The organism is Acinetobacter terrae (assembly GCF_013004375.1).
GTDB lineage: Bacteria > Pseudomonadota > Gammaproteobacteria > Pseudomonadales > Moraxellaceae > Acinetobacter > Acinetobacter terrae.
Map to the genome: position 1 here is coordinate 1 of NZ_JABERI010000030.1, position 24,370 is coordinate 24,370.

Below are 24,370 nucleotides of genomic sequence, written 5' to 3' on the forward strand. Positions count from 1 at the left end.
TGTCAGTAGAACTAATTCACCCAATCGCAATGGACCCAGGTCTACGTTTTGCGATCCGTGAAGGTGGTCGTACAGTTGGTGCTGGTGTTGTTGCTAAAGTAACTGCATAAGTATTGATTGTGTGAAAAAAGCGCTCCTTTGGGGCGCTTTTTTTATGCATGATGATTTTTTAGATGGGTTTCTTGCATCCAAATAAAACAGTGCTTTATTCCCTTGCATCGTAAAAAAGATTTCACTCATTATTCTTTTCCCTAGCGTCCAAATAAAGCAGTGCTTTATTTTTCCTCATGTCCTTAACTGATATTTTCCTGACCTTATCTGCACTTATAGCAAGTTTTTAAATACGTAATATAAGAATGAAGAAAAAACAAACATAAGTGAATTAGCAACATTATTTTGCTAGAGAGGAGTAAGAGTCATGAATGCCAAGGTCAATATCACCAATCGTGCCGGTGCAAGCTTTCCTGTTCGCCGAATGAATTTCGATTTTAATAACGTGCCAGAATACTGGATGAATGGTTCAGTGGGATTGACGCATTTTATGACTGCGCTTTCTGCTTTGTTTCCAGCGGGCGAAAAGTTTTTTATTGATAGTGTTCGGGTCGTTCGCAACCATCCAGCGATTAAAGAAAATCAGGAATTACAAAAAGAAATTAGTGCTTTTATTGGGCAAGAAGCCATGCATACTCAGGAGCATGTGGGTTTTAATGCAGCTGCGCAGCGTTATGGTCATGATGTTGATACGTTGGATAAACATACTGACACCGTGATTCAAACTGCACGTAAAGTATTTGCATTAGTCAGTAAACCGTTTGGTATTACCCAGGAAATGGTCGATTTAACCGCAACCACCGCACTTGAGCATTTTACAGCGACCATTGCATCACAATTGCTGACCAATCAGAATATTCAGGAATTGATGCAAGATGAAACCATGAAAACCATGTGGTTATGGCATGCCATTGAAGAAAATGAGCATAAAGCTGTAGCTTATGATGTATTTGAAGGCGTGTTTGGTAAAGGCTTGAAGTCTTATCTGTTACGTACCAGTTCACTTGTGGCTGCTATGATAACGTTGTTCTTTGTGCAAAATTACTTCTTATTGCGTCTATTGCGACAAGATCAACAGTTGAGTTTTGACTCAATCAAAAGCATTTATGAGTATGCCTATAGTCCATCCAAAGGCATTATTACTAGTATGGGTAAGGAAATATTGGCTTATTTTAAACCGGGTTTTCATCCGAATGATTTAGATAGCGGCAGTTTATTGGCGACCTGGAAAGCTAAATTAGGTTTTTAAGGCCTTTTGACTCTTTGGGCAATTGATATTGCCCTTTTTTTTACTCGATTTTTTATGCAAAGTTCCTATAATGCGAAGCTTCTGTTATTTAAAAGATGAACGAAGATGATTCGTTTGATGCAAAAAGCGGATGTAAGCCGCGTCATGCAAATTGAGCAATTAGTACAAACCCATCCATGGACAGCAAAACAGTTTGAGGAATCCATTGATTCTTATCTCAGTACCGTGATTGAGCAGCAAGGACAGGTGGTTGGTTTTTGTATCTTGCAACCGGTGTTAGATGAAGCCAATCTTCTACTGATGGCAATTCATCCAAGCCAACAGGGCAAAGGGTTAGGCTTTCAATTACTTGAAGCTTCAATTGCGCAATTGAAAAATAATCCGCTGCAAATTTTCTTGGAAGTGCGAGAAAGTAATCTAGCTGCAATTGCACTGTATGAAAAAGCCGGTTTTCATCAAATTGATTTACGTAAAAATTATTATCCAAAACCAGACGGCTCTCGCGAGCATGCCATTATTATGGTGAAATCATGCAGTGATGATTTTTCACAGCTTTTTAAATCATAAGTCATGTTATTTGATAATTGGGTTATTCCATCCAGAGGGCAATGTGGTCATCAGGGAGTTTCCCAATTGTTGAATTTCTTCTGGATTGAGCAGGCGATTTAAACGTCGCCATTGCCCATCAATCAATAGCTCTAAAGGCACATATTGAGATTTATAATTCATTTTATTGGAATGTGGCACCCAGTAACCTAAATAGACATAAGGTAAACCTAAAGCTTTAGCATGTTCAATTTGCTTAAGTACCGCAAATACACCGAGTGAGCGTCGATTTTCATCAGGATCAAAAAATGTATAGACCGCAGAAACCCCATCATCTAAAGGATCACAACTCGAAACGCTAATCAGTTTGTCGTCTTTCCAGAATTCTAGAAAAAAACTGTCCGTGCAGCTATGCACTAAAAATTTTTCGAATTGATCTAAGCTGGGTGGGAACATATCACCATCGGCATGACGCTCATTGATATAGCGTTCATATAAGGCATAATGAATTTCGGATGCATCCGCAGAGCGAGTGATTTTAACGGTCAGGTCTTGATTACGTTTCCATGCCTTTTTCTGCGTACTGTTCATGTGAAATTCAGCGACAGGGACACGACTGGATAAGCATTGGCGGCATAAGTGACATTCTGGACGATAGACAAAATCTCCACTGCGACGAAATCCCAAACGAGAAAGTTCAGATAAACTGACCACATCAATTCGATGGGCAGGATCTAAAAAGACCATCCGCGCTGATTTATTTTCCAGGTAACTACAGCTATGCGGTGGCGTAATATAATACTGTAAATCATTCAGTAGGGACTTTGGGTGATACGAATTCATAGCAAGATCCCTCTTTATTGTCATTCAATTAATCGTGCGTGTTGCGCTATTGTTTTACTTGAAAATACACCCTCTTGATATTTTTTCCAATCTATAGATGGCTGTTTAACAACATCTTGTAACGAATTAAGATACGCTTGGCGAGAAATTGTACAGGCACCCAAGCTCAAAAGGTGATCATTGACCAGTTGGCAATCAATCCAAGGTAAATCGTTCTCATGTCCAAGCAGCATTAAAGTATAAAAAGCCATTTTCGAAACATCAGTTTGGGTACTAAACATCGACTCGCCAAAACAGCCATGTCCAATCGTGACGCCATACAAACCACCAACGACTTTGCCTTCATCCCATACCTCAATACTATACCCATAGCCGGCATCAAATAATTGGCAATATCCATCAATAATATCTTCAGATATCCAGGTATCTTCTGCATAACTCCGCGGTAGGGAGCAGGAGCGAATCACTTGTTCAAAAGCATGATTAATCGTGATTTTATAATCAAACTTTTTCATATTGCGCACTAAAGATTTACTCGGGTGGTAATCGTTGGGGCGAATAATACAACGTGGTTCAGGACTCCACCAACAAATCGGTTCACCCTCACTAAACCATGGAAACAAACCATGGGTATAAGCTTCAAAAAGCGTAGAAGGGGAGAGGTCGGCACCAATGCAAATCAGCCCCTGGTCATCGGGATCAGCTTCGATGGGATCGGGGAAAATGAATTCTGAGGGTGCTAATGGATGCATGGGATTCAGCCTGAACGAGAAGAGCAACGTGCGATATGCATTGATGATTTTTATCATACAAAAAAAACCGCCCAAAGAAGGACGGTTTTTTTTGTTTAGTGGAATTAATTTACTTGAATCATTCACCTAAAGCATCAAGATATTTTTCAGCATCAAGTGCAGCCATACAGCCTGAACCTGCTGAAGTAATCGCTTGACGGTAAACACTGTCAGCAATATCACCCGCAGCAAATACACCCGGAACAGAGGCAGCAGTCGCATTACCTGCAGTGCCGCTTTGAACCTGAATATAACCATCACGCAGGTTCAACTGACCTTCAAACATGCCGCTATTCGGTTTATGACCAATGGCAACAAATAAGCCAGTAACTTCTACATCTTGTTTAGAGCCATCTTGGGTAGATTGCAGACGAACTGCAGTTACACCTGACTTGCTGTCACCGAGAACTTCATCCACTTGATGATTCCAGATGATGCTAATTTTACCTTCTTTCTCTTTTTCGAACAGATGATCTTGAAGAATTTTTTCTGAACGTAAAGAGTCACGACGGTGAACTAAAGTCACGTGTGAAGCAATATTCGATAAATAAAGTGCTTCTTCAACCGCAGTATTACCACCACCCACAACCATAACTTTTTGGTTTTTGTAGAAGAAACCATCACAGGTTGCACAGGCACTTACACCTTGACCCATAAATGCAGCTTCAGATTCAAGACCTAAGTACTGAGCCGTTGCACCTGTTGCAATAATCAGGGCATCACAGGTGAACTCTTCCATATCGCCTTTCAGAACGAATGGACGAACGCTTAAATCAACTTCGTTGATATGGTCATAGACAATGTCAGTACCAAAGCGTTCAGCATGCGCTTGCATACGTTCCATGAGTGCAGGACCTGTTAGACCTTCAGGGTCGCCGGGCCAATTGTCGACTTCGGTTGTCGTGGTCAACTGACCACCCAATTGTAAACCGGCAATTAGCGTTGGCTTTAAGTTGGCACGTGCAGCATATACAGCTGCGCTATAACCAGCAGGGCCTGAACCTAGAATAATCAAACGTGAGTGACGAGCGCTCATTCGCGGCATCCTTTTTTTATTTAAAAATTTGTGAAATTATACGTGAAACTCTATAACAGTTGTGTGAGTTCGATGTCGATATTATTGATCATTCAAATCGATTTGAGCTATATACAATAAAGACGCTGTGTTAGATACTCAATTCATAGGATTTGTATCAACAGCCTATACATAATATTGCATCTTTTTTCTTGGAACGGGTGCATAATATCGGGTTTAATTGCGAAACTATTTTGTCTTAGTTTCTTACAAAAACATGAATGAAAAATTGGTTACAGGACAGTATATGACTGCGGTGTCGAGTGCTTATGCACAGCGCTTAATAATGACATTATTTTTAGTCTCTTTTGGAATTTATTTATTCCTTGCAACAGTGACTTATACGCCTTTTGATCCAGGCTGGATGCATATTTCCAGTGATACACAGCAGGTTTCAAATGCCAGCGGTGTTGCAGGCGCGTGGATCGCAGATTTACTGTTCGGTTTTTTAGGCTGGGCAAGTTTACTCATTCCAATCTTTTTATTCGTTGAAGCGATTCAGGTCTGGTGGCCGTATAGCTTTTTGAATAAACCTTTTCGATATTCTGCACAGTTCTTTATTTTACTGGCGACAGCAAGTTTATTGTATTTGTATTGGCAAGTGCCTGCCGACACTTTAGACAATTCATCGGGCGGTATTATTGGGTATGAACTGGGTCAAAGCCTGTCTCAAATTTTAACGATTTATGGCGCAACCCTCTTTCTTGTGGTGTTTTGGGTGGTTTTATTTACCCTGTCATTTGGTGTGAAGTGGAATAAAACCTGGATCACACTGAAAGCCACACCTGCTTATTTACAAGACTTGTTTTATAAAAATGTCCCGGAAACCGAGTCTGCATTTGATCGTACAACCCCTGAAGTCAAAAAGTCAGTTGCAAGTACTAAACAAAAAGCTGTAGTAGAAAGCGTAACACCTGCTCCAGAACATCGTGAAGTTCAAGATGTATCGCCTGTAGTGCGAGATCAGGCTGCAGAGCGCCTGTTCAATGACATGGTGGAAAAAGAACATTATGCACAGCAGCAGATTATTGATGCCGAAGATGAAGCTGAATTTGAACAGGTCTTAGAAAAAGCCCATCGCCTAGAACAAAATACTCGACGTGCAGTAGCGACAGGTGAAGTTTGGCGTGCCTTAAACTCAGATGAAAATCAAAAACATAAACAAGATATTGACGCTTTATTAAAAGCTGCAGAAGAATCTGAACTACATACACCGCATGATCATTTTAAAGCCTTTGTTGATGAGCAACCTGTAGCAACGACTCCCCAGACTGCTAAACAAAATCTGGATTGGGATGATGATGAAATCTTTGATGAATTACTTGCCGCTGTTCCAAATGGAAAAACAGCCACAGATGTACATACACCATTTAATCATGTAGAGACTGAACAAGCGCCATCAATTGTTGAAGAAAAGATTGTGATTGCACCAACTCTAGCAGCTTCACCATTGATGCATACGACACCTAAGAATTCGGCTTTAGATGCCGAATTTGATGGACTCGATGATCTGTTGGTGGATGATTTGTTGATTGATGAAATTGAAGAGCCGGCTCCAGTGCGCACGACTAGCAGTTATGCGCAATCATCCGCATTCGTCAGTAGCGCAATAAAAACCCAGATTCAGCAACCGATCATTTCAGAAGATGAAAAAGCTTTAATTGCATCGAACAAAGATGTGTTTCGTGAAGTTTGGCAGGAAACTGCAGGCAAACCAGTCGAAGTTGATGAACCCATTGAGGATGACTTCGATTTTGATGCGCCATTAACCGATGCATCAGGTCGTCCAATGTCACTTGCGATGCAAGTGGCTGCACGTCGTAAAGATTTGTCACCACTACCGGGACTGGATTTACTGGATAAAGTTGATCCGAATAAAAAAGTCAATTTTACTGCCGAACAGTTAGCCCGTTTATCTGAACTTTTAGAGATTAAACTACAAGAGTTTAACGTCAAAGCCAAAGTTATAGAAGCACAGCCGGGGCCTGTGGTGACGCGTTTTGAGCTAGATTTGGCACCCGGAGTGAAAGCCTCTAAAGTGACCAATATCTCACGTGACTTGGCGCGTTCAATGTCGATGGCATCGGTGCGTGTGGTCGAGGTGATTCCGGGCAAACCGTATATCGGAATTGAAGTTCCGAATAGCACACGTGAAATGGTACGTCTAATCGAGTTGTTGACCATTCCTGCTTTTACCGATCCAAATAGCATTCTTTCGATGGCGATGGGTAAAGATATTTCGGGTAATCCTGTGATTGCTGATTTGGGTAAAGCGCCGCATATGCTGGTCGCAGGTACAACCGGTTCCGGTAAATCGGTGGCAGTGAACTCGATGATTTTATCGATGCTGTTGAAATATACGCCAGATCAATTGCGTTTAATCTTGATTGACCCGAAACAGCTGGAACTAGCCAACTATAATGATATTCCACATTTGCTCACTCCAGTTGTGACGGATATGAAAGATGCAGTGAATGCATTGAACTGGTGTGTCAATGAAATGGAACGTCGCTACAAGCTGATGTCTTATTTGAAAATTCGTAAATTGAGTGACTATAATCGTAAGGTCGAGGAAGCGATTGCCATTGGTGAGGATCTAATTGATCCAACATGGAAAGCCAGTGACTCGGTTGTAGGAGAGCGTGCACCACGCCTAACGCCATTACCATCCATTGTCATTGTTGCCGATGAATTTGCCGACATGATTATGCAGGTGGGTAAAAAAGCAGAAGAAATGATTACCCGTTTGGCACAAAAATCACGTGCCGCAGGAATTCATTTACTGCTTGCGACACAACGTCCATCGGTCGATGTGATTACCGGTTTGATCAAAGCCAATATTCCAACCCGTGTGGCATTACGTGTAAATAGTAAAATTGACTCGCGCACCATTTTGGATGCCGGTGGTGCAGAAGACCTGTTGGGTCATGGTGACATGCTGTTCCTTGGGCCAGGTAAAATTGAACCTGAACGTGTGCATGGTGCTTTTATTTCCGATGATGAAGTTAATAATATTTGTGATGCATGGCGTGAACGTGCTGCTCCGAATTATGTCGATGAAATTCTAACGCCTTATGATGAAGAACCAACTTCGCGTGGTTTTGAAGATGGTGATGGTAGCTCGGACCGTGATGCGTTATATGATCAATGTGTGTCTTTTGTTCTGGAAACACGTAAGGCTTCAACCTCATCGTTACAACGTAAGTTTAGCCTCGGTTATAACCGTGCTGCACGTATCATCGACCAGATGGAAGAAAACGGGATTGTCAGTGGCATGGGTGCCAACGGTAAACGTGACATTTTAGTTTAAATTTTCATACTGAGTTCAAGGCCTGCATAAGCAGGCCTTTTTCTTGGAGTTAAAAAGTTATACTTTTAACGTTACATGAATATTCATTGAAAATGATAAAGATGATTCACGTCATGCAGTGGAAATAAAATTTAGGGATGAAGGGTAGATAATGAATATTGTGATGGCTTTGTTTCCATTAATTATTTTAATTGCCATGGGGTATATCTTTAAACGGACACAGTTTTTATCGGATGAATTTTGGCGTGGCGCTGAAAAACTGAATTATTTGATTTTATTTCCGGTATTACTTTTTAATAATCTTGCTTATATCAAATTGGAACTTGCAACGATTACTCAGGTATTATTGGCCCTGTTTATCATCATCATAATAAGTGCTTTAACGTTGTGGGTAGCGAGGGCATTTTTTCATATCCCGATTGCGCGTTTTGGTGTATATGTGCAAAGTCAAATTCGTTTTAATACCTATATTGGTTTATCCATTATGTCATTGCTGTTTGGCGCTCAGGGCATGCAAATGTTTGCCATGATGATTGCACTGGCGATTCCTTTGGTGAATGTAATTTCAGTACTGGCTTTTTCACAAGGGCAGGGTCTAAAACCTGCGCAGATTCTATTTTCTTTGATGAAAAATCCCTTGATCTTGGGTTGTCTGGTTGGAATCATTTTTAATCTGCTACAACTGTCATTATTTTCTGGCTTGGAACAACTGTTTAAAATTTTAGCCAGTATGAGCCTACCATTGGGATTGATTTGTGTTGGGGCGGCTTTGCAGTTTGCAGAACTGAAACATGATTATTCAAGATTATTGTTGAATACTTTAGGACGTTTAATTGTGATGCCATGTTTAGCTTATTTGATTTGTTATGTGCTGAATTTGAATCAGTTTGAAACGATTGTTTTGGTGGTGTTCTTTGCTTTGCCAACGGCATCGGCATCCTATATTTTAACGCGCTATTTTAATGGCGATAGCCAGTTGATGGCGGGGGTGATTAGTTTGCAAACGCTATGCTTTGCAGTCACGTTTCCTGTGCTAATGATATTACTTTCTTAACATGCCGATATAATTTTGTCATAAAAAAAGCCTGTCTGTTTGAATAAAACGGACAGGCTCTTTTCTATTTTTTTAAATTATGCAAACTTGGCAAGAACTTCTAAAAATCCATCACGTTGGCGAGGGTATTCAGCAATCACATCATGAATACGTTGGCCTTCAGGATTGGTTGCATTGACATCACGACCATCGGCAACAAATTGAGTCAATAAGCGCTCATAGTCATTTGGACGCATATGTTTGAATGCGTGATAAAGCACATGAAAATCGGCATTCACGCCTGCAGGAGGAAGCTGTGTTAAATAGGCAAATACACGCTCGTCTGACCATTCTTCATTGAACGTTGCTGGCTGAGATAATGCCATCGCAAACTCCTTGGTAAACTGAATAAAATAAAAAAGGCAAAATAACTTTTGGCAGGAGAAAGAATACTTTCCTAAACCTGTCTCATATTTTGCCTTGATTCAATATGCTTGACTAATCAGAATTCAGATTATCGTTCTTCAGGCAAATTGATATTCATTTCTAACATTTCGATGTTTGCTTCCGAACGAACCGACATTTGAATATGCTGTTCATCCACACCACGAACATAACGATTGACCACCTGCATGATTTCTTTCTTCATTTGGTCAATTTTGTCTTGGCTTAAGCGTTTACCTAAACCTTGCTCAGAGGCAACAATTACTTTTAAGCGGTCTTTAGCAGTTCGTGCGCTTGAAGGTTTATCATCGTTGCTGAATAATTTACTCCAGAATCCTGCCATTTTTTTACGCTCCAAATAATCGTGCTAACCAACCCTTAGGTTTTACCGAAATATGACGGTAAGGACGCTCTTCACCCAAGAAGCGTGCTACAAGGTCATCATAAGCTTGACCTGCTGATTCTTCAGTAAAGAGAATCACAGGTTTACCTTCGTTTGATGCTTGTAAAACGCTTGGACACTCAGGAATGACACCGAGTGTAGGTACACGTAAAATATCTTTAGAAATATCGTCAATCGTTAACATTTCTTGTTTATCAGCACGTTCTGGATTGAATCGTGTAATACACAAATGTTTACGGATGCGACCTTCGTTTTGTTCTACTTTTTTGGTTTTGCTGTCGAGCATCCCAATAATACGGTCAGAGTCACGTACTGAAGAAATTTCAGGATTGGTCACAATGATCGCTTCATCAGCATGGTACATCGCCATGATTGCACCGCGCTCGATACCCGCAGGTGAGTCACAAATAATGTAATCGAATTCTTGCGAAAGCTCATCCATTACACGTGCCACACCTTCATCGGTCAAGGCATCTTTATCACGAGTTTGTGATGCAGGTAGGATGTATAGGTTTTCAATATCTTTATCGCGAATCAGTGCTTGTTGAAGTCGAGCTTCATTATTTAATACATTCACAAAATCATAAACAACGCGACGTTCACAACCCATAATTAAATCTAGGTTACGTAAACCCACGTCAAAATCGATCACAACAGTTTTGTGACCGCGAAGGGCTAAACCTGTTGCAAAAGATGCACTAGTCGTAGTTTTACCTACACCACCTTTGCCTGATGTTACGACAACAATTTTCGCCACCGAATCCACTCCTGTTATGGTTCAAATCCCCTTTTAGATATGGGACTTATGGTGTTTATTTATACATTAAAATTCGAGAACTTCAAAGACAAGTTCTTGTTGATCATTCAAGTAAATATGTACAGCTTTTTTGAGGACATGCTGTGGGATGTCATCTGCTACACAATATGTACCTGCAATCGATACCAGTTCTGCTTCCAGGGAATGGCAGAAAATACGTGCTGCACTGTTCCCGCCGGCGCCGGCGATGACTCTACCACGGGCGCTACCATAAATATGTATATTTCCTGAAGCAATGACTTCAGAACCACTGTTAATTCCTGCATTGAGAATAATATCGCCATGATTTTGAACAAGGCATTGACCTGTACGCAAAATTTCATCGTGATAAGAGGTCACATGACTCACCACACGGGCAGGTTTTGCCTCTACTTCCTCTGATTTTTCCACTTCATCACTGGTAGTTTCAGGTTCTACTTCAACCACTTGTTCTTTAGTCGGTTTAACACGTTGCAATGGTTTAGTGTCTGAAGGCAGAACAGGGAATTGAATTGCGCGAGCTTGATCAGCGAGCAAACCTTCGGTCACCGCCATAGGCTGTACTTCCAGGCTGATCAATAATTGAATTAAGGCAATAAGTTCTTGTTCAACTGAACTTTCAATCACAACTAATGTACCCGGTGGGAATGCTTTTTGGAGCATTGGCGCGAGTTGCTGGCGGATTGCATCATGATCATTGGTATCTAAGATAATGCGAATCGCATTGACCATTCTGCCTTTTATCCGTATATCAGCCATAATTATTCCTTAATACTTCTGACTCATTCATTTTATGTCGAAGTGATGTTGTAAATAGAGCAAATCCTAGAACAAATTGAATGATTTCTCTAGCGACGTTTTAAATATTTTTATCTGATGATCATTCTTTAACTTGATCATGTTGTTCCAGCATTTGTTGCCATTGTTTTACTTTGACCTGTTGGCGAATCGCCTCTAAGCTTTCAAAAACGGCAGACTCAACCAGTTTTTCAACATGGGTATTATTTTCAAATTGTATTTGACTGATTTTATTTGAAATTTCTAAATAAGCCAGATTTTCTTTATTTTTATTATTTTGAGCGAACGGTTCAATCAGACCTTGAGTAATATTTTCACCCAAACGTTGCCCAATACTTTGGATCTGTTGTTCTATACGTCCACCGACAATCGGAATTAAACGTAATAATTGTGTTAATTCGGGCGTATCTTCAATTGCCTGATTGACAATACTGCCGACATTTTTTGCAATGGTGACTCTTTGTGCCTGTAACTCTTTGCCCAACGATTCTTGCAAAATATCGGCAAGGGCAGTGGCAAACATTTCACGGTGATGTGCAACTAAATCTTCAATCAGTTTTTTATGCGTAGTGCTAGTAGAAAGTTCGTGTTTTATACTGTCTAAAACGGTAATGACAATACGACTGGTCAGTTCTTCGAGCACCAGATGATAATAAAAGTTGGCGCGCTTATACCAACTATTAGGAATCACTTTATAGCCATGTTCATGCAGATTATAGGCGATTGAGCCGGCACGCAATAAACGTAAAAAACGCAGTTGCGGAATAATGGATAAAATTTCGTACCAATGAATAAAAGGAAAGAAAAACCAGCGTTTATGATGCTGCCCAATAATGGCAATTCCCCAACGGATTAGCAGTTCAATCACTAGGAAACTGGTAAACCAACTTTCGGTAATAATTACCCAAGGACGTAATTCTGTCCGATAAAACTGCAATAGTTCAGGAAGATGGATGAAGCTAAATAACCAGCCACCAAAATCACTCATCAGGATGGCATTGGCACTTAAGCAGAGCAAGTTGATGATGATCAGAACCATCATGAAAATGTCATAGCACAGTGCAACTTTCCAGCCCCAAGAGTCTTTTTTCACGAAATGAAAAGTTGGCTTGGCTATTTTGTCATTTTGCTTCATTGTCTTCCTTAAATGCTATTTATGCTTTTGCAGCCAAGTCTTGCTTCATGCGTTCAATCAGTTGATCTTTCTCGGTCCATAATTCATGCACCCATTGCTGAAAGTGTTCACGATATTCAGCATCATCTTCATAATTACCGCCTAACACCCAACTTGGAATATCTATTTTACGCAGATTGACTGCAATACGATTGACATTACCCAACCAAAAATCGCCATAGCCCGGTGCACCATCCGGATAAACAATGGTCATATCCACCAAGGCATCAATTTTGTCACCTAAAATATTTAAGGCCAAAGCTAAACCGCCCGCTTTAGGTTTGAGTAGATTTTTATACGATGATTGCTGTGCTGCATGCTTTTCTGGGGTGAAGCGGGTACCTTCTAAATAGTTTAGCAAGGTAAAAGGTTGACTTAATAATTGTTCACAGGCTTTGCGTGATTCTTCCATATCACGTTTTTTAAGCTCCGGATTTTTAGCAATTTGTTCTTTGCTATGACGTTTCATCATTGGAAAACCTAAAATTTTAAAGGCTTGTCCAACGAAAGGAATAAAGATCAGTTCCCACTTGGTAAAGAAACGGGTCAGGGGCATACGGGTTAAACCAAAATATTGATTCACAGTGGTATCGACCCAACTTTGATGATTGCAGGTCATCAGGTAACGACCCTGCATGCTCAGATCTAAATCGTCATCAATACTGATATCCCATTTTAAATGAGGTAACACGTGATCAATCAGCCAATTATTAACACTGAGCCAACTGTTGGTAATCTGAATATTAGTTTCATCAATTTTACGTGATTTTTTGACTAGTTTAGTCAATCCCAATGCGAGAACGGGAGGACCATGAAAAAAAGTACTTCCGCTCATCACGGATGCTACAGTTAATCCGCGAGATATTTTTTTTAATAGGGATTGTTTCTTGATTTGCGATGACATATAAGAACGGTCCTAAGATGAAGTCGTCTAATGTTTTTTCACCATTTAATATAATTGTAGAATTTGAAATAAAAAAGTCTATTCATGCAACTATGTAGAAATTGTGACTAAGATAGCTTGCTCATCAGCATAAAGTATTACAAAATGTAACTAAAGCTTTTATTATTTACAAAAAATCAATGGTATGCCCATTTTTTTTAATCCATCATTCCACTATACAACAAAACACAAGAAGGAGGCATGCGATGCGTGCACTAGTAATTTCAGCTGTAGTTGGGGCTTTGGCACTTTCGGGTTGTCAAAATATGGAATATGACAAAGCCGCAATTGGTACAGGTTTAGGTGCTTTATTGGGTGCTGGTATTGCATACTCTAACGCTGACAAAGATAAAATGGGTCAAGCTGCTGCCATTGGTGCGGTTGTTGGCGGTGGTGCTGGTTTACTTCTTGATAAGAAAGAAAAACGTCTTCGTCAAGAATTGGCTGGTACTGGCGTAGATGTAGGCCGTAATGCAGATGGTTCGATTAATCTTGTTATGCCAAGCGTAACATTTGCTACGAATTCTTCTACTATTCAATCACAGTTCCAGTCAGCGTTAAATGACGTTGCTAAAGTTCTTCGTGAAGATGGTACTGCAAGCAAATTAGCTTTGGTTATTCATGGTCATACAGACAATACCGGTACTGATGCAATCAATAACCCATTGTCTCAAAGCCGTGCGAACTCTGTGAAAAACTATTTAGCTTCACAAGGTATTTCAAGCTCACGCATGACAGCTAAAGGTTATGGTTCAACTTCTCCAATCGCTGATAACTCAACAGCTGCGGGTCGTGAACAAAACCGTCGTGTAGAAATTTCTGTTTACGAAACTAAATAAGTTTAGTTTTGTAATAAAAAAGCCACCTTCGGGTGGTTTTTTTATGAATGTCAAATCTGTATTTTAGGTTATGCAAGTTTGGTTTAGACGACTATAATCTAGCTCGAATCAAAACGAGGAAATACTATGTCGTCGGCAAGTCAACTCAATGACAAGCAACTTGAAGCCATGAAATACACTCAAGGACCCTTGTTAGTACTTGCAGGGGCAGGTTCAGGTAAAACGTCCGTTATTACGCGAAAAGTCGCACATTTGGTTCAGAACTGCGGTATTCCTGCACATCGCATTACGGCCATGACCTTTACCAATAAAGCTGCACGTGAAATGAAAGAGCGTGTCGGAAAATTATTATCTCGTGAAGAAGCCAAAGGTCTTTCTGTTTCAACCTTCCATACGTTTGGTCTGAATTTACTTCGTTTAGAAATTAAACATACACCCTTAAAAAATAATTTTTCAATTTTAGATGCCGATGATTGCAAGCGCATTCTGATGGACTTGATGCATCGTGATAATTTGTCAGGTGCAGAAAGTAAAGAACTGATTGCCAAAGCAATGAGAATGATTTCGGAGTGGAAAAATGACCTGATTCCACCCGAGCAAGCGCATACCACCTGCGAGACAGCAGAAGACGTGCAATTTGCTCATTTATATCAACTGTATGAGCGCAATTTGCGTGCCTATAATGCAGTGGATTTTGATGACTTGATCGTGATGCCGACCCGTTTATTACAAGAGAATGCCGAAGTCCGGGATAAATGGCAAAACCGTGTTCGTTATCTGTTGGTCGACGAATATCAGGATACCAATACTGCGCAGTATATTTTGGTGAAACTACTGGTTGGGGTGATGGGGCAATTCACCGCTGTAGGTGATGATGACCAGTCGATCTATGCATGGCGTGGTGCAAAGCCTGAAAACATGGCTTTATTGAAAGAAGATTTTCCGAATTTAAAAGTGATTAAACTCGAGCAAAATTATCGTTCGACCAGTCGTATTTTAAAAGCTGCCAATACGGTTATTGGTAACAATCCGCATATTTTTGATAAAAAGCTCTGGTCAGATAAAGGTCATGGTGACGTGATTCGTGTCATTACCTGTCGTAATGATGATGATGAAGCAGAGCGCGTGGTTAAAGACGTTATCACGCATAAATTGATGAATGGTAAAAACTGGAAAGATTATGCGATTTTATATCGCGGTAATTTCCAGGCCCGTGTTTTAGAAACCCAGCTGCGCCAAATGCAAATTCCATACAAGCTGTCCGGTGGTCAGTCGTTCTTTGGTCGTGCTGAAATCAAAGACATTATGAGTTATTTGCGCATCATCATTAATCCAGAAGATGACAGTGCATTCCTACGGATTATTAATACGCCTAAACGTGCGATTGGTCCGGTGACTTTAGAAAAGTTGGGATTATTCGCGCAAGAAAATCATTTGTCGTTATTAACCGCGGCGGGTGATCAGCGCTTGACCATGGTGATGCCGAAAAAGGCCACCACACAACTGGCAGAATTTGCCGATTTTATTGCTAACTTTACCCGCAACTTGCTCGAAGATGACGAGCCTGTGCCGATCATTCGTCAGATGATGCTTGAAGCCGGGTATATCGATTACATCAAAGAGCAGGCGGCAACACCAGCGCAAGAAAAAACCAAGATCGATAACATTGAAATCCTGTACAGCAGTATTCAAAGTTTGATTAATCGGGCTGAAGATGTCGATGAGAAAAACATTGAAAGCGTGATTCGTAAAATGGTGTTGCTGGATATGCTTGAGCAGCAGAAGGAAGAGGAAGATACCGACAAGGTCAATTTACTGACTTTACATGCTTCAAAAGGTCTTGAATTTCCTTATGTGTATCTAATTGGTCTGGAAGAAGAATTATTACCGCATAAAAATTCCATTGCTGCAGAAACCGTTGAGGAAGAACGCCGTTTGATGTACGTGGGAATCACTCGCGCACGCCAAGGCTTAACCATTACACTTGCTGAGCAGCGTAAAAATGGTGGTCAAATGAAGCAAATGACACCAAGTCGTTTCCTCGATGAATTGCCTCAAGATGATTTGGACTGGCTGGGTCGCAAGAAAAAATTGGCAGGTAATATTGATCCAAAATTGCAAGCACAGCATTATCTCGAAAATTTACGTGCGCTGATTAAGCGTTAATACACTATTTAAACCATGCAATTAGGAAAGAACAGATGAAAGTTCAAGTGAAAGTACTCGATACACGTTTAGGCAGCCAATGGCCTATGCCAACCTATGCGACTTCGGGTTCGGCAGGTTTAGACTTACGTGCTTGTGTAGAAGAAGCGACTGTAATTGAACCGGGTCAAACTGTATTGGTTAAAACAGGTTTGGCGATTTATATTGAAGATACAAACTTTGCAGGTTTGATTTTACCGCGTTCAGGTTTAGGTCATAAACACGGAATTGTTCTGGGTAATCTTGTTGGCTTAATCGATTCAGATTACCAAGGTGAGTTGATGGTATCGGTTTGGAATCGTAGCCAAACCGCATTTACTTTAGAGCCGGGTGAGCGTTTGGCTCAATATGTACTTGTTCCTGTAGTTCATGCCGAATTTGAACAAGTGGAAGAGTTTGTTGCTACTGAACGTGGTGCAGGCGGTTTTGGTCATACCGGTAAAGGCTAAACTGTAGATTGAGTTTAAAGAATTTATAACCTGATAAATGAACAGCAATAGTTGTTTTTTATCAGGTTTTATTCTTTATTTTATAGCATGCTTATATTTGAAACTTTAATCATCTTTCTAATAAAAGAATTCATAAATAAAGATTTACAACATTTAAATTAGAAATATTGTTTTTATCTTCAGATAAACTCTTGTTTTATTTTTGTAAATAACTGGTTTTTAAATAAAAAATATTTAAGAATATTTGTTTTAAAATTAAATAAAAGATTTATTTTTCAATTAAATATCCTGTTTTTTGAAAATTATTTGTAAGATTTTTTTACCATTGCTTAAAAATATGAAATGCATTTAAAATGTTAATCTCCTCCTTTAAGATGATGCACTGGTTGTGAATACTGACTTCATTAAGCATTCCATAAGATTTTCACTTTATGGGCTACTGTAAGTAGAAGAAATCATCATGAATTTTAAGAATAAAAAATTTCCGGCACAAATTTTTCGTGCCTATGATATTCGTGGAAAAGTATCACTTTTGACACCTGAAATTGTAAAAGCGATTGCCTATGGATTGGTTGCTCAATATCAAAAGGTCGGACAGACTCGACTTGCCATTGGTTATGATGCGCGTTTAACAAGTCCAGAATATGCAGAAATCATTAGACAAGTATGTGAAAAAAAAGGATTGAATGTGACCATCATCGGTTGTTGTTCAACGCCATTATTATATTTTATTGCCCGTCAATTTGATGGTAACGGGATCATGCTTACGGCAAGTCATAATCCTAAAACAGATAATGGAATTAAGTGGATTATCCAAAATGAGCCACCCTGTCCAGACATGATTCAACAAGTCGGTATAAGTGCAAGTAGCGCTTTTGATCCATCAGAAAAATTAGTGATCAAACCCGTTCAGCATGAAGTTGTTGTTCAATATTGTCTCGAATATCAGCAGGCATTATTACAAGATATCCAGCTAAAGCGTCCTTTTAAAATTGTACTCGATGGTTTAAATGGTTCGGCAGGGCGCTGTGCTGCATTGGTTTTAAAAAAATCAGGTTGCGAGATTATAACCATCCGGTGTGATGCCAATGGTGATTTTCCCGATCATGCACCGGACCCTTCACAAGAAAAACATCTTGTTGAATTACGAAAAACTGTACTTGAACAGCAAGCTGATATGGGTATTGCACTGGATGGTGATGGTGATCGCCTGGTGTTAATTGATGAACATGGTTTGATTATTTCAGCAGATCGATTACTGGCTTTATTTTCAGAGATGTGTTTGAAAATACATCCTGGTCATGAAGTTGTTTACGATGTGAAATGTTCGACCATGGTGAGGAATACAGTTCATCGCTTAGGTGGACAGGCGAAAATGATTCGTACAGGCAGTTCTTTTTTGCGGACATACATGTCGCAATCTAAAGGAAAAGCAGTCTTTGGCGGAGAATATGCAGGTCATTATGTTTTTAATGACGGGCGTGGTTTTGGCTATGATGATGGTTTATATGCAGCCTTGCGTGTGCTCGAGTATTTAAGTCAACAACCGGAGTTAACCCTATCACAAGCATTGAAAGCTTATCCTGAGCGCAGTTGTACTGAAGATCTCTACATTAGTACCCATAGTGAAGAACCTGCAGCGGTATTACATGATGTTGAAGTTAAAAGTCATAATTTGGACGCACAATTAAGTAAAATTGATGGTGTACGACTTGATTTTGAAGATGGATTTGGCATTATTCGAGCATCGAATACAGGTGAATATTTTACAGTACGCTTTGATGCGGACAATCCTGTAAGATTAAACGCGATTCGAAACACATTTGTTTCCATGTTAAGTGACCGATATCCTAAAATCGCACAAGACATTTTAGATGCTCAATAAGGAGAGGCGAATGCCACATCAGCATACTGGCATCGACAAAGCACAAATTTTGACTGAAGCTTTGCCGTACATTCAACGTTTTTCGGGTAAGACGCTAGTAGTGAAATATGGTGGCAACGCAATGACCGATCCAGAGCTGGAAAGCTCGTTCGCACGTGACATTGTATTGTTAAAAACTGTCGGTTTAAATCCCATCGTTGTGCATGGTGGCGGTCCGCAAGTGGACTCATTCTTGAAGCAGCTCGGTCGTGAATCTGACCGTATTGATGGGATGCGTGTGACTGATCCTGCAACCATGGAAGTGGTTGAAATGGTTTTGGGCGGCAGTGTGAACAAATCTATCGTCAACCTGATTAATCAACATGGCGGTCGTGCCATTGGTTTAACCGGTAAAGATGGTAATTTGCTGCGCGCGCAAAAGCTGTTGATGGAAAAAACTGCTGAAGACGGCACAGTAACCCAGATTGATTTAGGTTTAGTGGGGGAAGTGGTTGGTGTAAAGACTGACGTACTTGAAATGTTCACGAACAGCGATTTCATTCCTGTGATTGCACCACTGGGTGTAGATGATGAAGGTAACACTTACAACATCAATGCCGATTTAGTTGCGGGTAAAGTGGCTGAGGCCTTAGGTGCGGAAAAACTTATTCTTCTGACCAACATTACTGGCGTTCTCGACGAAAATAAAAACCTGCTGACAGGTTTAACCACTCAAGAAGTTGATCGTTTGATTGAAACGGGTGTGATTTATGGGGGCATGATTCCTAAAGTCGGTTGTGCGCTAGATGCTGTGAAAGGTGGCGTGGTAAGCGCGCATATTGTGGATGGTCGTGTTCCACATGCAACCTTGTTGGAAATCTTCACAGATCATGGTGTCGGGACTTTAATTACCAACCGCGCCAAACATTAAATCAGTCATTTAAAAAAAGCCTCCTTGTGAGGCTTTTTTTATTGTCTTGTTTAGACTACCTTAATTGAATTTTTAATAAAATTAAGTATTTGAGCATCATTCTTGAGCTAATGCATAAAGTAGTGATGGGTATTTTAAATTGAGATTTGCAACGCTCTGTCCAGTCATGCAAAATAGAAAAATCATGTATTTGCTGTTTGATCAAGACTATGTGCCAGTTGCTCGGAATGAATTGTGCTACACCAACGGATGTGACTTTCTCATTTCGTGGTTTTTCTCAACGTGCGGGCATTACATCCGACCATTGTGATGGTTTTGGTATCGCCTTTTTTGAAGATAAAGCCTGCCGACTTTTTGTCGATAACCAATCTGCAGTTGAATCACCGATTGCTGAACTGGTGCGTAATTATCCCATCAAATCACGCAATGTGATTGCCCATATTCGTAAAGCGACGCAAGGTAAAATTAATTTAGAAAACTCGCATCCATTCAGTCGTGAACTGTGGGGACGTCAGTGGATTTTTGCCCATAATGGCGATTTGCATGGTTTTAATCCCACTTTATCCGGTCGTTTTACTCCTGTAGGAAATACTGACAGTGAGCGGGCTTTTTGTTTTTTACTCGATCAGTTGGTGCTTAAATTTGGTTATCATGAACCGAAGCTGGATCAAATTTTTGATTTATTGGCTGAAGTGTCCCCCAAAATTGCCGAACATGGCACGTTTAATTTTTGCTTGTCGAATGGGCAGGCTTTATTTACATATGCCATCACCAAATTGCATTGGCTGGTACGAGAATACCCATTTAAACCAGCTCAATTGATTGATCTGGATGTCGAAGTTGATTTCAGTCAGGTTACAACACCTGAAGATCGTGTCGCCGTAATTACCACAGAGCCTTTAACGCAGAATGAAGTGTGGACAGCCTTTGAACCAGGAGAAATGATTTTATTTCAGGATGGCCGTCCCATTAGAAAACAACTGACTTATATAGAACGGCTTGAGCGTGAAAGATTAAATCCAGAATTAAAAAGAATCACCAAAGCAGATCAATATTAGTCAATAAAAGCTAAATATGTGTAAATCTATAAAGATTTTCTATTTAATATCTTTATAGATTTTTGCTTTATTTCTGTAATATATTTGAAATATTAATTTCTTTTACTAATATGATAATAAGATTTTTAATTTTTATACTTTAAACTGTATTTTTTATAATACTAAAACTTTAACAAATTTTCTTAATTTTAAAATATGTTTATTCTGCAAATTAAAATTATATCAATCCCTATTATTTTATTTTCACTCATTTTTTACTTAAAAATTTAAATTAAGTATTTTATTTTTTTTAATAATTTAATCGTTATTTAAGTGGTTTTTTGATCATTAATAATTCTGTTAGGAGATTATATTGGTTAAAAAATACTTTATTCTTTTGGTTGGTATTTATACTAAAAAATATTAGATATCATTGGCTTATACTGTTTAATGAGTTTTTATTTTAAAACCAACTGTTTTGGTTGATTTTTATTTGTTAAAAATCAATATATTATCAATTTATGTGGTGAGTCGTATATATTTTATAGGTGGTCGTAATGAAAATGAAATGGGTTCCGGAATATAATACTGGTATCGATGTGATTGACGATCAACACAAACGAATTCTTGATTATATCAATGAAATTGATGATGTTGCAGAACATACGGATCGTGCCCGTATTAAACAAATTCTTGAAAATATTATTGATTATACGCAATCGCATTTTACTTTTGAAGAGTCTTTGCAAGAAGAAGCTGGTTATAAATACCGCGTACCGCATAAACGTGTACATGATTTATTTATTAAAAAAATTGAATCTTACCGTGACCGTTTTGAATTGGGACAAGCCATTGAAGGTGAATTGCATGAAGTGCTTTCAAAATGGCTGATTAACCATATTCAGCACGATGATGCGGATTATGTGGGTGCAGTAAAAGAAAATATGATGGGAATCATTAAAGAAAAAGAAAAGAAAACAGGTAAAAACTGGTTTGCTCGTTTCTTTTCATAAAGAAAAATAAACCAGATAACAACAAATAAAAGTCATAATAATCTTGCGCAGCAAATCATTAGACATGATGGTTTGCTTTTTTCTTTTTGATTTTCCCTCATGACAAAGGCAAAATAGCGAAAGACTTTTTTTAGGAACGCATCATGCAGGACAATGCTATGTCACGATGGCTATCACCGCTGATGGCATTTTGTTTATCTTTTATCATCATTGCCACATTAGCACCGATTGTAGGGATTCAAGTTGATCGTCAACTTGATTTTTGGTTGTTATGGTTAGGTACTATGCTTATTTTGGCATTACCGATCTGTTATTTAGAAATTGCCTTGGCGAAGCGCTCAAAAACCACAGCGTTAAATGCATTGTCTAGCTTAACGCGTGATGCAGATGCATCGCAAAAATGGCGTGTAGTCGGTTGGTTAGCGGTTGTCTTTATTCCTTTCTTGGCAGGCGGCATGCTGTCTAATGCAAGCCAGTTATTGGGTCATTTTGCTTTCAATGGGATTGCGCCTAATCTCTTGTTCGTTGGCTTAGCAGTTGTTGCAATTGCACTTTCATTTGCAGCTCGAAAGATTATTGTTATCTTAAGTGTTATGGGTGTTTTAGCTTCCTTGATTCTGGCAAATGTGATGGGAACGGCTTTGCCTGCCTGGCAAGTGACGCCAGTTGAATTTAGCGAGTGGGGCAGTGCGACCGTATTGGCACTCGTTGCTAGCGGTTTAGGTATGGGTCTGTACTGGCAAAGTAGTTTGCCTACTGTTAATCAACAAGATGTTGCAACCAAAACAGCATTACCGATCTGGATTGCGCAATTATTAGCAGTGGTTGCTTTTGGCTTCTTTGCTGCCAATGCTCAAATTCCAACTTTTGCGTTTGTGGTTGCTGTAGTGAGTGCATCTGCACTTTTACTCAATATGGCACGTGAACAATTACTACAACGTCAACTGAATATCGCGATTCAATGGCTTGTGATCTTGGCTGCTGTATTTGTTTGGGCTATTCCTGCCATGAGTCCAATTTTTAATACGATACTCATGCTTTGGGGCTTGGTGATTTGCTTGATCTATGCCATTTTTGCTGGATGGATCATGAAAATTAGCCATTTACGTAAATCTATGAATTTCAGCAATGAGCTATTTTATAACTTGTGGCGTATTGCAGTGCGTGTGGTACTGCCTGTATCGATCATCTTGGCGATGATTGCGATTATTGGACAATTGGTCTAATGAGTGAGATACAACAGGTTTGGGTGGCGTACGCGGCTCAGGATCAACAGTTTCATCTGGCTGTACCTTTTCAACCCGGCATGACCGCTTTAGACGCGATTGAGCAAAGTGGTATTCGGGCACAGATTGATTTACCCGAACCACTTTCACTGGGGATCTTTGGGGTGCGATTGCAAGATCCGAATCAAATCTTACAAGTCGGTGATCGTGTCGAGATTTATCGCGCATTAACGATCAATCCGAAGGATATTCGCCGAAAACGTGCTGCAGAAAATCCAGTCGGACTTTATTGTCGCGGAAATCGCTTTAAACAATTGAAGTGATAAGAAAAACCCCTCATTGAGGGGTTTATTTTTATTTTAAAGCGGCTATAGTGGGGGCGCATTTAGAATCGCTTCTTTTGATCCTGGTAAGCCGGGTTGAGATTCTGGAATCGTTTCCAAACCTTCAATTTTTATGACAGTGCCTGTTGGATCGAAGTAAATTCTTAAATGTTGACCGTGAGCTGCAGGAATGTTGGCTTTTTTAGCATATGTTCCTGGCGTATAGTTGTAGATGTAGTCCCAACGTAAAGGATTCATTGGATCTGAAACTGTAGGGCTACCGAGCAAGAAGCGAACTTGTTGGTGACTCATACCGACCTGAATTTTTGAAGCTTGTGCTTGAGTTAATGGCGTTCCTTGCGGAATATCAACTTTATACACGCCCAAGGTCGAACAGCCTGCGAGCAGTGAAGTGACGAACAACGTCAACATGATTTTTTGCATTTTGCTACACTATCCCAAATTAATTATGATGCATTTGATCCACGGATAGATCATACTGCATCTAAACTTTGTTGCATATTCCAACTTTAAATTTGTTGAGAGACCTTTTTACATGCCTATTTCAAATCAAGATTTACGCAAAGCTGGACTTAAAGTTACGCTTCCACGAATAAAAATATTGGAATTACTAGAAAATTCAAGACAACACCATTTAAGCGCAGAAGACATTTATAAAACTTTACTTGAACAAGGTGAAGATGTCGGTTTAGCAACTGTGTATCGCGTGTTAACACAGTTTGAGGCTGCAGGCATTATTCAGCGTCATCATTTTGAAAATAATCATTCAGTTTTCGAAATTATGCAAGAAGATCATCATGATCATATTGTTTGCCAGAATTGCAACAAAGTCGTTGAATTCACCAATGACGTGATTGAGACTCAGCAACATGAAGTGGCTGAAAAGTATGGCTTTACTTTGACAGGTCACTCTTTAAATCTTTATGGTTATTGTGATGCACCTGAATGCCAAGATGCATTACGTAAAAAATAACGCTGACTTAGAATCAGTTAAAAAAACAGGCTT

At 39.6% G+C, this 24,370-nt stretch carries 25 protein-coding genes; 15 read left to right on the plus strand and 10 right to left on the minus strand.

Translation table 11 applies throughout. The features are described from left to right. The 3 genes from HLH14_RS12080 to rimI all read left to right on the plus strand — a co-directional run. Positions 1-110, plus strand: a 110-nt coding sequence (locus HLH14_RS12080; RefSeq protein ID WP_079275949.1) for an EF-Tu C-terminal domain-related protein, incomplete at its 5' end; no start/stop codon positions are given. 308 nt (positions 111-418) lie between these two features. Next, on the plus strand, positions 419-1,300 hold the full coding sequence (locus tag HLH14_RS12085) for a metal-dependent hydrolase (RefSeq protein ID WP_067723884.1): 882 nt from the start codon (positions 419-421) through the stop codon (positions 1,298-1,300). A gap of 105 nt (positions 1,301-1,405) precedes the next feature. Next, positions 1,406-1,867 carry a ribosomal protein S18-alanine N-acetyltransferase gene (gene rimI, locus HLH14_RS12090; RefSeq protein WP_067723885.1) on the plus strand — a complete coding sequence of 154 codons (462 nt, stop codon included), beginning with the start codon at positions 1,406-1,408 and terminating at the stop codon, positions 1,865-1,867. A gap of 6 nt (positions 1,868-1,873) precedes the next feature. On the opposite strand, the gene HLH14_RS12095 is transcribed toward rimI, so the two are convergent. The 3 genes from HLH14_RS12095 to trxB all read right to left on the minus strand — a co-directional run bounded on the left by HLH14_RS12095 (position 1,874) and on the right by trxB (position 4,516). Then, positions 1,874-2,689 carry an arginyltransferase gene (locus HLH14_RS12095; protein WP_067723886.1) on the minus strand — a complete coding sequence of 272 codons (816 nt, stop codon included), beginning with the start codon at positions 2,687-2,689 and terminating at the stop codon, positions 1,874-1,876. 20 nt (positions 2,690-2,709) lie between these two features. Further along, positions 2,710-3,441, minus strand: coding sequence for a leucyl/phenylalanyl-tRNA--protein transferase (gene aat, locus HLH14_RS12100; RefSeq protein WP_067723887.1), 732 nt, complete (start codon positions 3,439-3,441; stop codon positions 2,710-2,712). Between the two features lie 118 nt (positions 3,442-3,559). After that, the gene (gene trxB / locus HLH14_RS12105; protein WP_067723888.1) at positions 3,560-4,516 is read right to left on the minus strand and encodes a thioredoxin-disulfide reductase; all 957 of its coding nucleotides are present in this window, start codon (positions 4,514-4,516) and stop codon (positions 3,560-3,562) included. A 286-nt stretch (positions 4,517-4,802) separates the two neighbouring features. Between trxB and HLH14_RS12110 the strand changes: the two genes are divergently transcribed. Continuing rightward, the gene (locus HLH14_RS12110) at positions 4,803-7,865 is read left to right on the plus strand and encodes a DNA translocase FtsK (protein ID WP_067724195.1); all 3,063 of its coding nucleotides are present in this window, start codon (positions 4,803-4,805) and stop codon (positions 7,863-7,865) included. A 148-nt stretch (positions 7,866-8,013) separates the two neighbouring features. Next, the gene (locus HLH14_RS12115) at positions 8,014-8,919 is read left to right on the plus strand and encodes an AEC family transporter (RefSeq protein ID WP_212815876.1); all 906 of its coding nucleotides are present in this window, start codon (positions 8,014-8,016) and stop codon (positions 8,917-8,919) included. A 77-nt stretch (positions 8,920-8,996) separates the two neighbouring features. Here HLH14_RS12115 and HLH14_RS12120 read toward each other — a convergent pair whose 3' ends face one another. The 6 genes from HLH14_RS12120 to HLH14_RS12145 all read right to left on the minus strand — a co-directional run bounded on the left by HLH14_RS12120 (position 8,997) and on the right by HLH14_RS12145 (position 13,417). Beyond that, positions 8,997-9,284 carry a PA4642 family protein gene (locus HLH14_RS12120; protein ID WP_067723890.1) on the minus strand — a complete coding sequence of 96 codons (288 nt, stop codon included), beginning with the start codon at positions 9,282-9,284 and terminating at the stop codon, positions 8,997-8,999. Between the two features lie 128 nt (positions 9,285-9,412). Further along, complete coding sequence (minE, locus tag HLH14_RS12125) at positions 9,413-9,685, minus strand: cell division topological specificity factor MinE (protein ID WP_067723891.1); 273 nt, start codon at positions 9,683-9,685, stop codon at positions 9,413-9,415. Between the two features lie 4 nt (positions 9,686-9,689). Further along, entirely contained in the window at positions 9,690-10,502 is an 813-nt protein-coding gene (gene minD, locus HLH14_RS12130; protein ID WP_067723892.1) for a septum site-determining protein MinD, read from the minus strand. A 66-nt stretch (positions 10,503-10,568) separates the two neighbouring features. Beyond that, positions 10,569-11,300, minus strand: a complete 732-nt coding sequence (minC, locus tag HLH14_RS12135; RefSeq protein WP_067723893.1) for a septum site-determining protein MinC — start codon at positions 11,298-11,300, stop codon at positions 10,569-10,571. Positions 11,301-11,421: 121 nt separating this feature from the next. Further along, positions 11,422-12,474 carry a hypothetical protein gene (locus HLH14_RS12140; RefSeq protein WP_067723894.1) on the minus strand — a complete coding sequence of 351 codons (1,053 nt, stop codon included), beginning with the start codon at positions 12,472-12,474 and terminating at the stop codon, positions 11,422-11,424. Positions 12,475-12,493: 19 nt separating this feature from the next. After that, the gene (locus tag HLH14_RS12145) at positions 12,494-13,417 is read right to left on the minus strand and encodes an acyltransferase (protein ID WP_067723895.1); all 924 of its coding nucleotides are present in this window, start codon (positions 13,415-13,417) and stop codon (positions 12,494-12,496) included. 245 nt (positions 13,418-13,662) lie between these two features. On the opposite strand from HLH14_RS12145, the gene HLH14_RS12150 reads away from it, so the two are divergent. From HLH14_RS12150 to HLH14_RS12190, 9 genes are all read left to right on the plus strand, one after another. Then, positions 13,663-14,295, plus strand: coding sequence for an OmpA family protein (locus HLH14_RS12150; protein WP_086194590.1), 633 nt, complete (start codon positions 13,663-13,665; stop codon positions 14,293-14,295). Between the two features lie 126 nt (positions 14,296-14,421). Next, positions 14,422-16,461, plus strand: a complete 2,040-nt coding sequence (gene rep / locus HLH14_RS12155) for a DNA helicase Rep (RefSeq protein ID WP_067723897.1) — start codon at positions 14,422-14,424, stop codon at positions 16,459-16,461. A gap of 35 nt (positions 16,462-16,496) precedes the next feature. After that, positions 16,497-16,949, plus strand: a complete 453-nt coding sequence (gene dut, locus HLH14_RS12160; RefSeq protein ID WP_067723898.1) for a dUTP diphosphatase — start codon at positions 16,497-16,499, stop codon at positions 16,947-16,949. A gap of 460 nt (positions 16,950-17,409) precedes the next feature. Continuing rightward, positions 17,410-18,834 carry a phosphomannomutase/phosphoglucomutase gene (locus tag HLH14_RS12165; protein ID WP_171533152.1) on the plus strand — a complete coding sequence of 475 codons (1,425 nt, stop codon included), beginning with the start codon at positions 17,410-17,412 and terminating at the stop codon, positions 18,832-18,834. 10 nt (positions 18,835-18,844) lie between these two features. Beyond that, complete coding sequence (argB, locus tag HLH14_RS12170; RefSeq protein ID WP_067723900.1) at positions 18,845-19,744, plus strand: acetylglutamate kinase; 900 nt, start codon at positions 18,845-18,847, stop codon at positions 19,742-19,744. A 209-nt stretch (positions 19,745-19,953) separates the two neighbouring features. Beyond that, entirely contained in the window at positions 19,954-20,802 is an 849-nt protein-coding gene (locus HLH14_RS12175) for a class II glutamine amidotransferase (protein ID WP_067723901.1), read from the plus strand. 536 nt (positions 20,803-21,338) lie between these two features. Beyond that, positions 21,339-21,794, plus strand: a complete 456-nt coding sequence (locus HLH14_RS12180) for a bacteriohemerythrin (RefSeq protein ID WP_067723902.1) — start codon at positions 21,339-21,341, stop codon at positions 21,792-21,794. A gap of 143 nt (positions 21,795-21,937) precedes the next feature. Then, positions 21,938-23,020 (plus strand): SLC5/6 family protein, encoded by a 1,083-nt coding sequence (locus HLH14_RS12185; RefSeq protein WP_067723903.1) that lies wholly within the window; start codon positions 21,938-21,940, stop codon positions 23,018-23,020. Beyond that, entirely contained in the window at positions 23,020-23,343 is a 324-nt protein-coding gene (locus tag HLH14_RS12190; RefSeq protein ID WP_131270871.1) for an RnfH family protein, read from the plus strand. Before HLH14_RS12185 ends, HLH14_RS12190 begins: the two co-directional genes overlap by 1 nt. 45 nt (positions 23,344-23,388) lie before the next feature. Here the strand turns inward: HLH14_RS12190 and HLH14_RS12195 are convergent, their stop codons facing one another. Then, on the minus strand, positions 23,389-23,787 hold the full coding sequence (locus HLH14_RS12195) for an outer membrane protein assembly factor BamE (RefSeq protein ID WP_067723905.1): 399 nt from the start codon (positions 23,785-23,787) through the stop codon (positions 23,389-23,391). Between the two features lie 112 nt (positions 23,788-23,899). On the opposite strand from HLH14_RS12195, the gene fur reads away from it, so the two are divergent. Beyond that, complete coding sequence (gene fur / locus HLH14_RS12200; protein WP_067723906.1) at positions 23,900-24,337, plus strand: ferric iron uptake transcriptional regulator; 438 nt, start codon at positions 23,900-23,902, stop codon at positions 24,335-24,337. Positions 24,338-24,370: the final 33 nt, after the last annotated feature.

What these genes read in the sequence shown, in the direction of transcription:
- HLH14_RS12085 (WP_067723884.1), top strand. Translation starts at nt 419, where the DNA reads ATGAATGCCAAGGTCAATATCACCAATCGTGCCGGTGCAAGCTTTCCT.
- rimI (WP_067723885.1), top strand. Translation starts at nt 1,406, where the DNA reads ATGATTCGTTTGATGCAAAAAGCGGATGTAAGCCGCGTCATGCAAATT.
- HLH14_RS12095 (WP_067723886.1), bottom strand. Translation starts at nt 2,689, where the DNA reads ATGAATTCGTATCACCCAAAGTCCCTACTGAATGATTTACAGTATTAT.
- aat (WP_067723887.1), bottom strand. Translation starts at nt 3,441, where the DNA reads ATGCATCCATTAGCACCCTCAGAATTCATTTTCCCCGATCCCATCGAA.
- trxB (WP_067723888.1), bottom strand. Translation starts at nt 4,516, where the DNA reads ATGAGCGCTCGTCACTCACGTTTGATTATTCTAGGTTCAGGCCCTGCT.
- HLH14_RS12110 (WP_067724195.1), top strand. Translation starts at nt 4,803, where the DNA reads ATGACTGCGGTGTCGAGTGCTTATGCACAGCGCTTAATAATGACATTA.
- HLH14_RS12120 (WP_067723890.1), bottom strand. Translation starts at nt 9,284, where the DNA reads ATGGCATTATCTCAGCCAGCAACGTTCAATGAAGAATGGTCAGACGAG.
- minE (WP_067723891.1), bottom strand. Translation starts at nt 9,685, where the DNA reads ATGGCAGGATTCTGGAGTAAATTATTCAGCAACGATGATAAACCTTCA.
- minC (WP_067723893.1), bottom strand. Translation starts at nt 11,300, where the DNA reads ATGGCTGATATACGGATAAAAGGCAGAATGGTCAATGCGATTCGCATT.
- HLH14_RS12140 (WP_067723894.1), bottom strand. Translation starts at nt 12,474, where the DNA reads ATGAAGCAAAATGACAAAATAGCCAAGCCAACTTTTCATTTCGTGAAA.
- HLH14_RS12145 (WP_067723895.1), bottom strand. Translation starts at nt 13,417, where the DNA reads ATGTCATCGCAAATCAAGAAACAATCCCTATTAAAAAAAATATCTCGC.
- HLH14_RS12150 (WP_086194590.1), top strand. Translation starts at nt 13,663, where the DNA reads ATGCGTGCACTAGTAATTTCAGCTGTAGTTGGGGCTTTGGCACTTTCG.
- rep (WP_067723897.1), top strand. Translation starts at nt 14,422, where the DNA reads ATGTCGTCGGCAAGTCAACTCAATGACAAGCAACTTGAAGCCATGAAA.
- dut (WP_067723898.1), top strand. Translation starts at nt 16,497, where the DNA reads ATGAAAGTTCAAGTGAAAGTACTCGATACACGTTTAGGCAGCCAATGG.
- HLH14_RS12165 (WP_171533152.1), top strand. Translation starts at nt 17,410, where the DNA reads ATGAATTTTAAGAATAAAAAATTTCCGGCACAAATTTTTCGTGCCTAT.
- argB (WP_067723900.1), top strand. Translation starts at nt 18,845, where the DNA reads ATGCCACATCAGCATACTGGCATCGACAAAGCACAAATTTTGACTGAA.
- HLH14_RS12175 (WP_067723901.1), top strand. Translation starts at nt 19,954, where the DNA reads ATGTGCCAGTTGCTCGGAATGAATTGTGCTACACCAACGGATGTGACT.
- HLH14_RS12180 (WP_067723902.1), top strand. Translation starts at nt 21,339, where the DNA reads ATGAAAATGAAATGGGTTCCGGAATATAATACTGGTATCGATGTGATT.
- HLH14_RS12185 (WP_067723903.1), top strand. Translation starts at nt 21,938, where the DNA reads ATGCAGGACAATGCTATGTCACGATGGCTATCACCGCTGATGGCATTT.
- HLH14_RS12190 (WP_131270871.1), top strand. Translation starts at nt 23,020, where the DNA reads ATGAGTGAGATACAACAGGTTTGGGTGGCGTACGCGGCTCAGGATCAA.
- HLH14_RS12195 (WP_067723905.1), bottom strand. Translation starts at nt 23,787, where the DNA reads ATGCAAAAAATCATGTTGACGTTGTTCGTCACTTCACTGCTCGCAGGC.
- fur (WP_067723906.1), top strand. Translation starts at nt 23,900, where the DNA reads ATGCCTATTTCAAATCAAGATTTACGCAAAGCTGGACTTAAAGTTACG.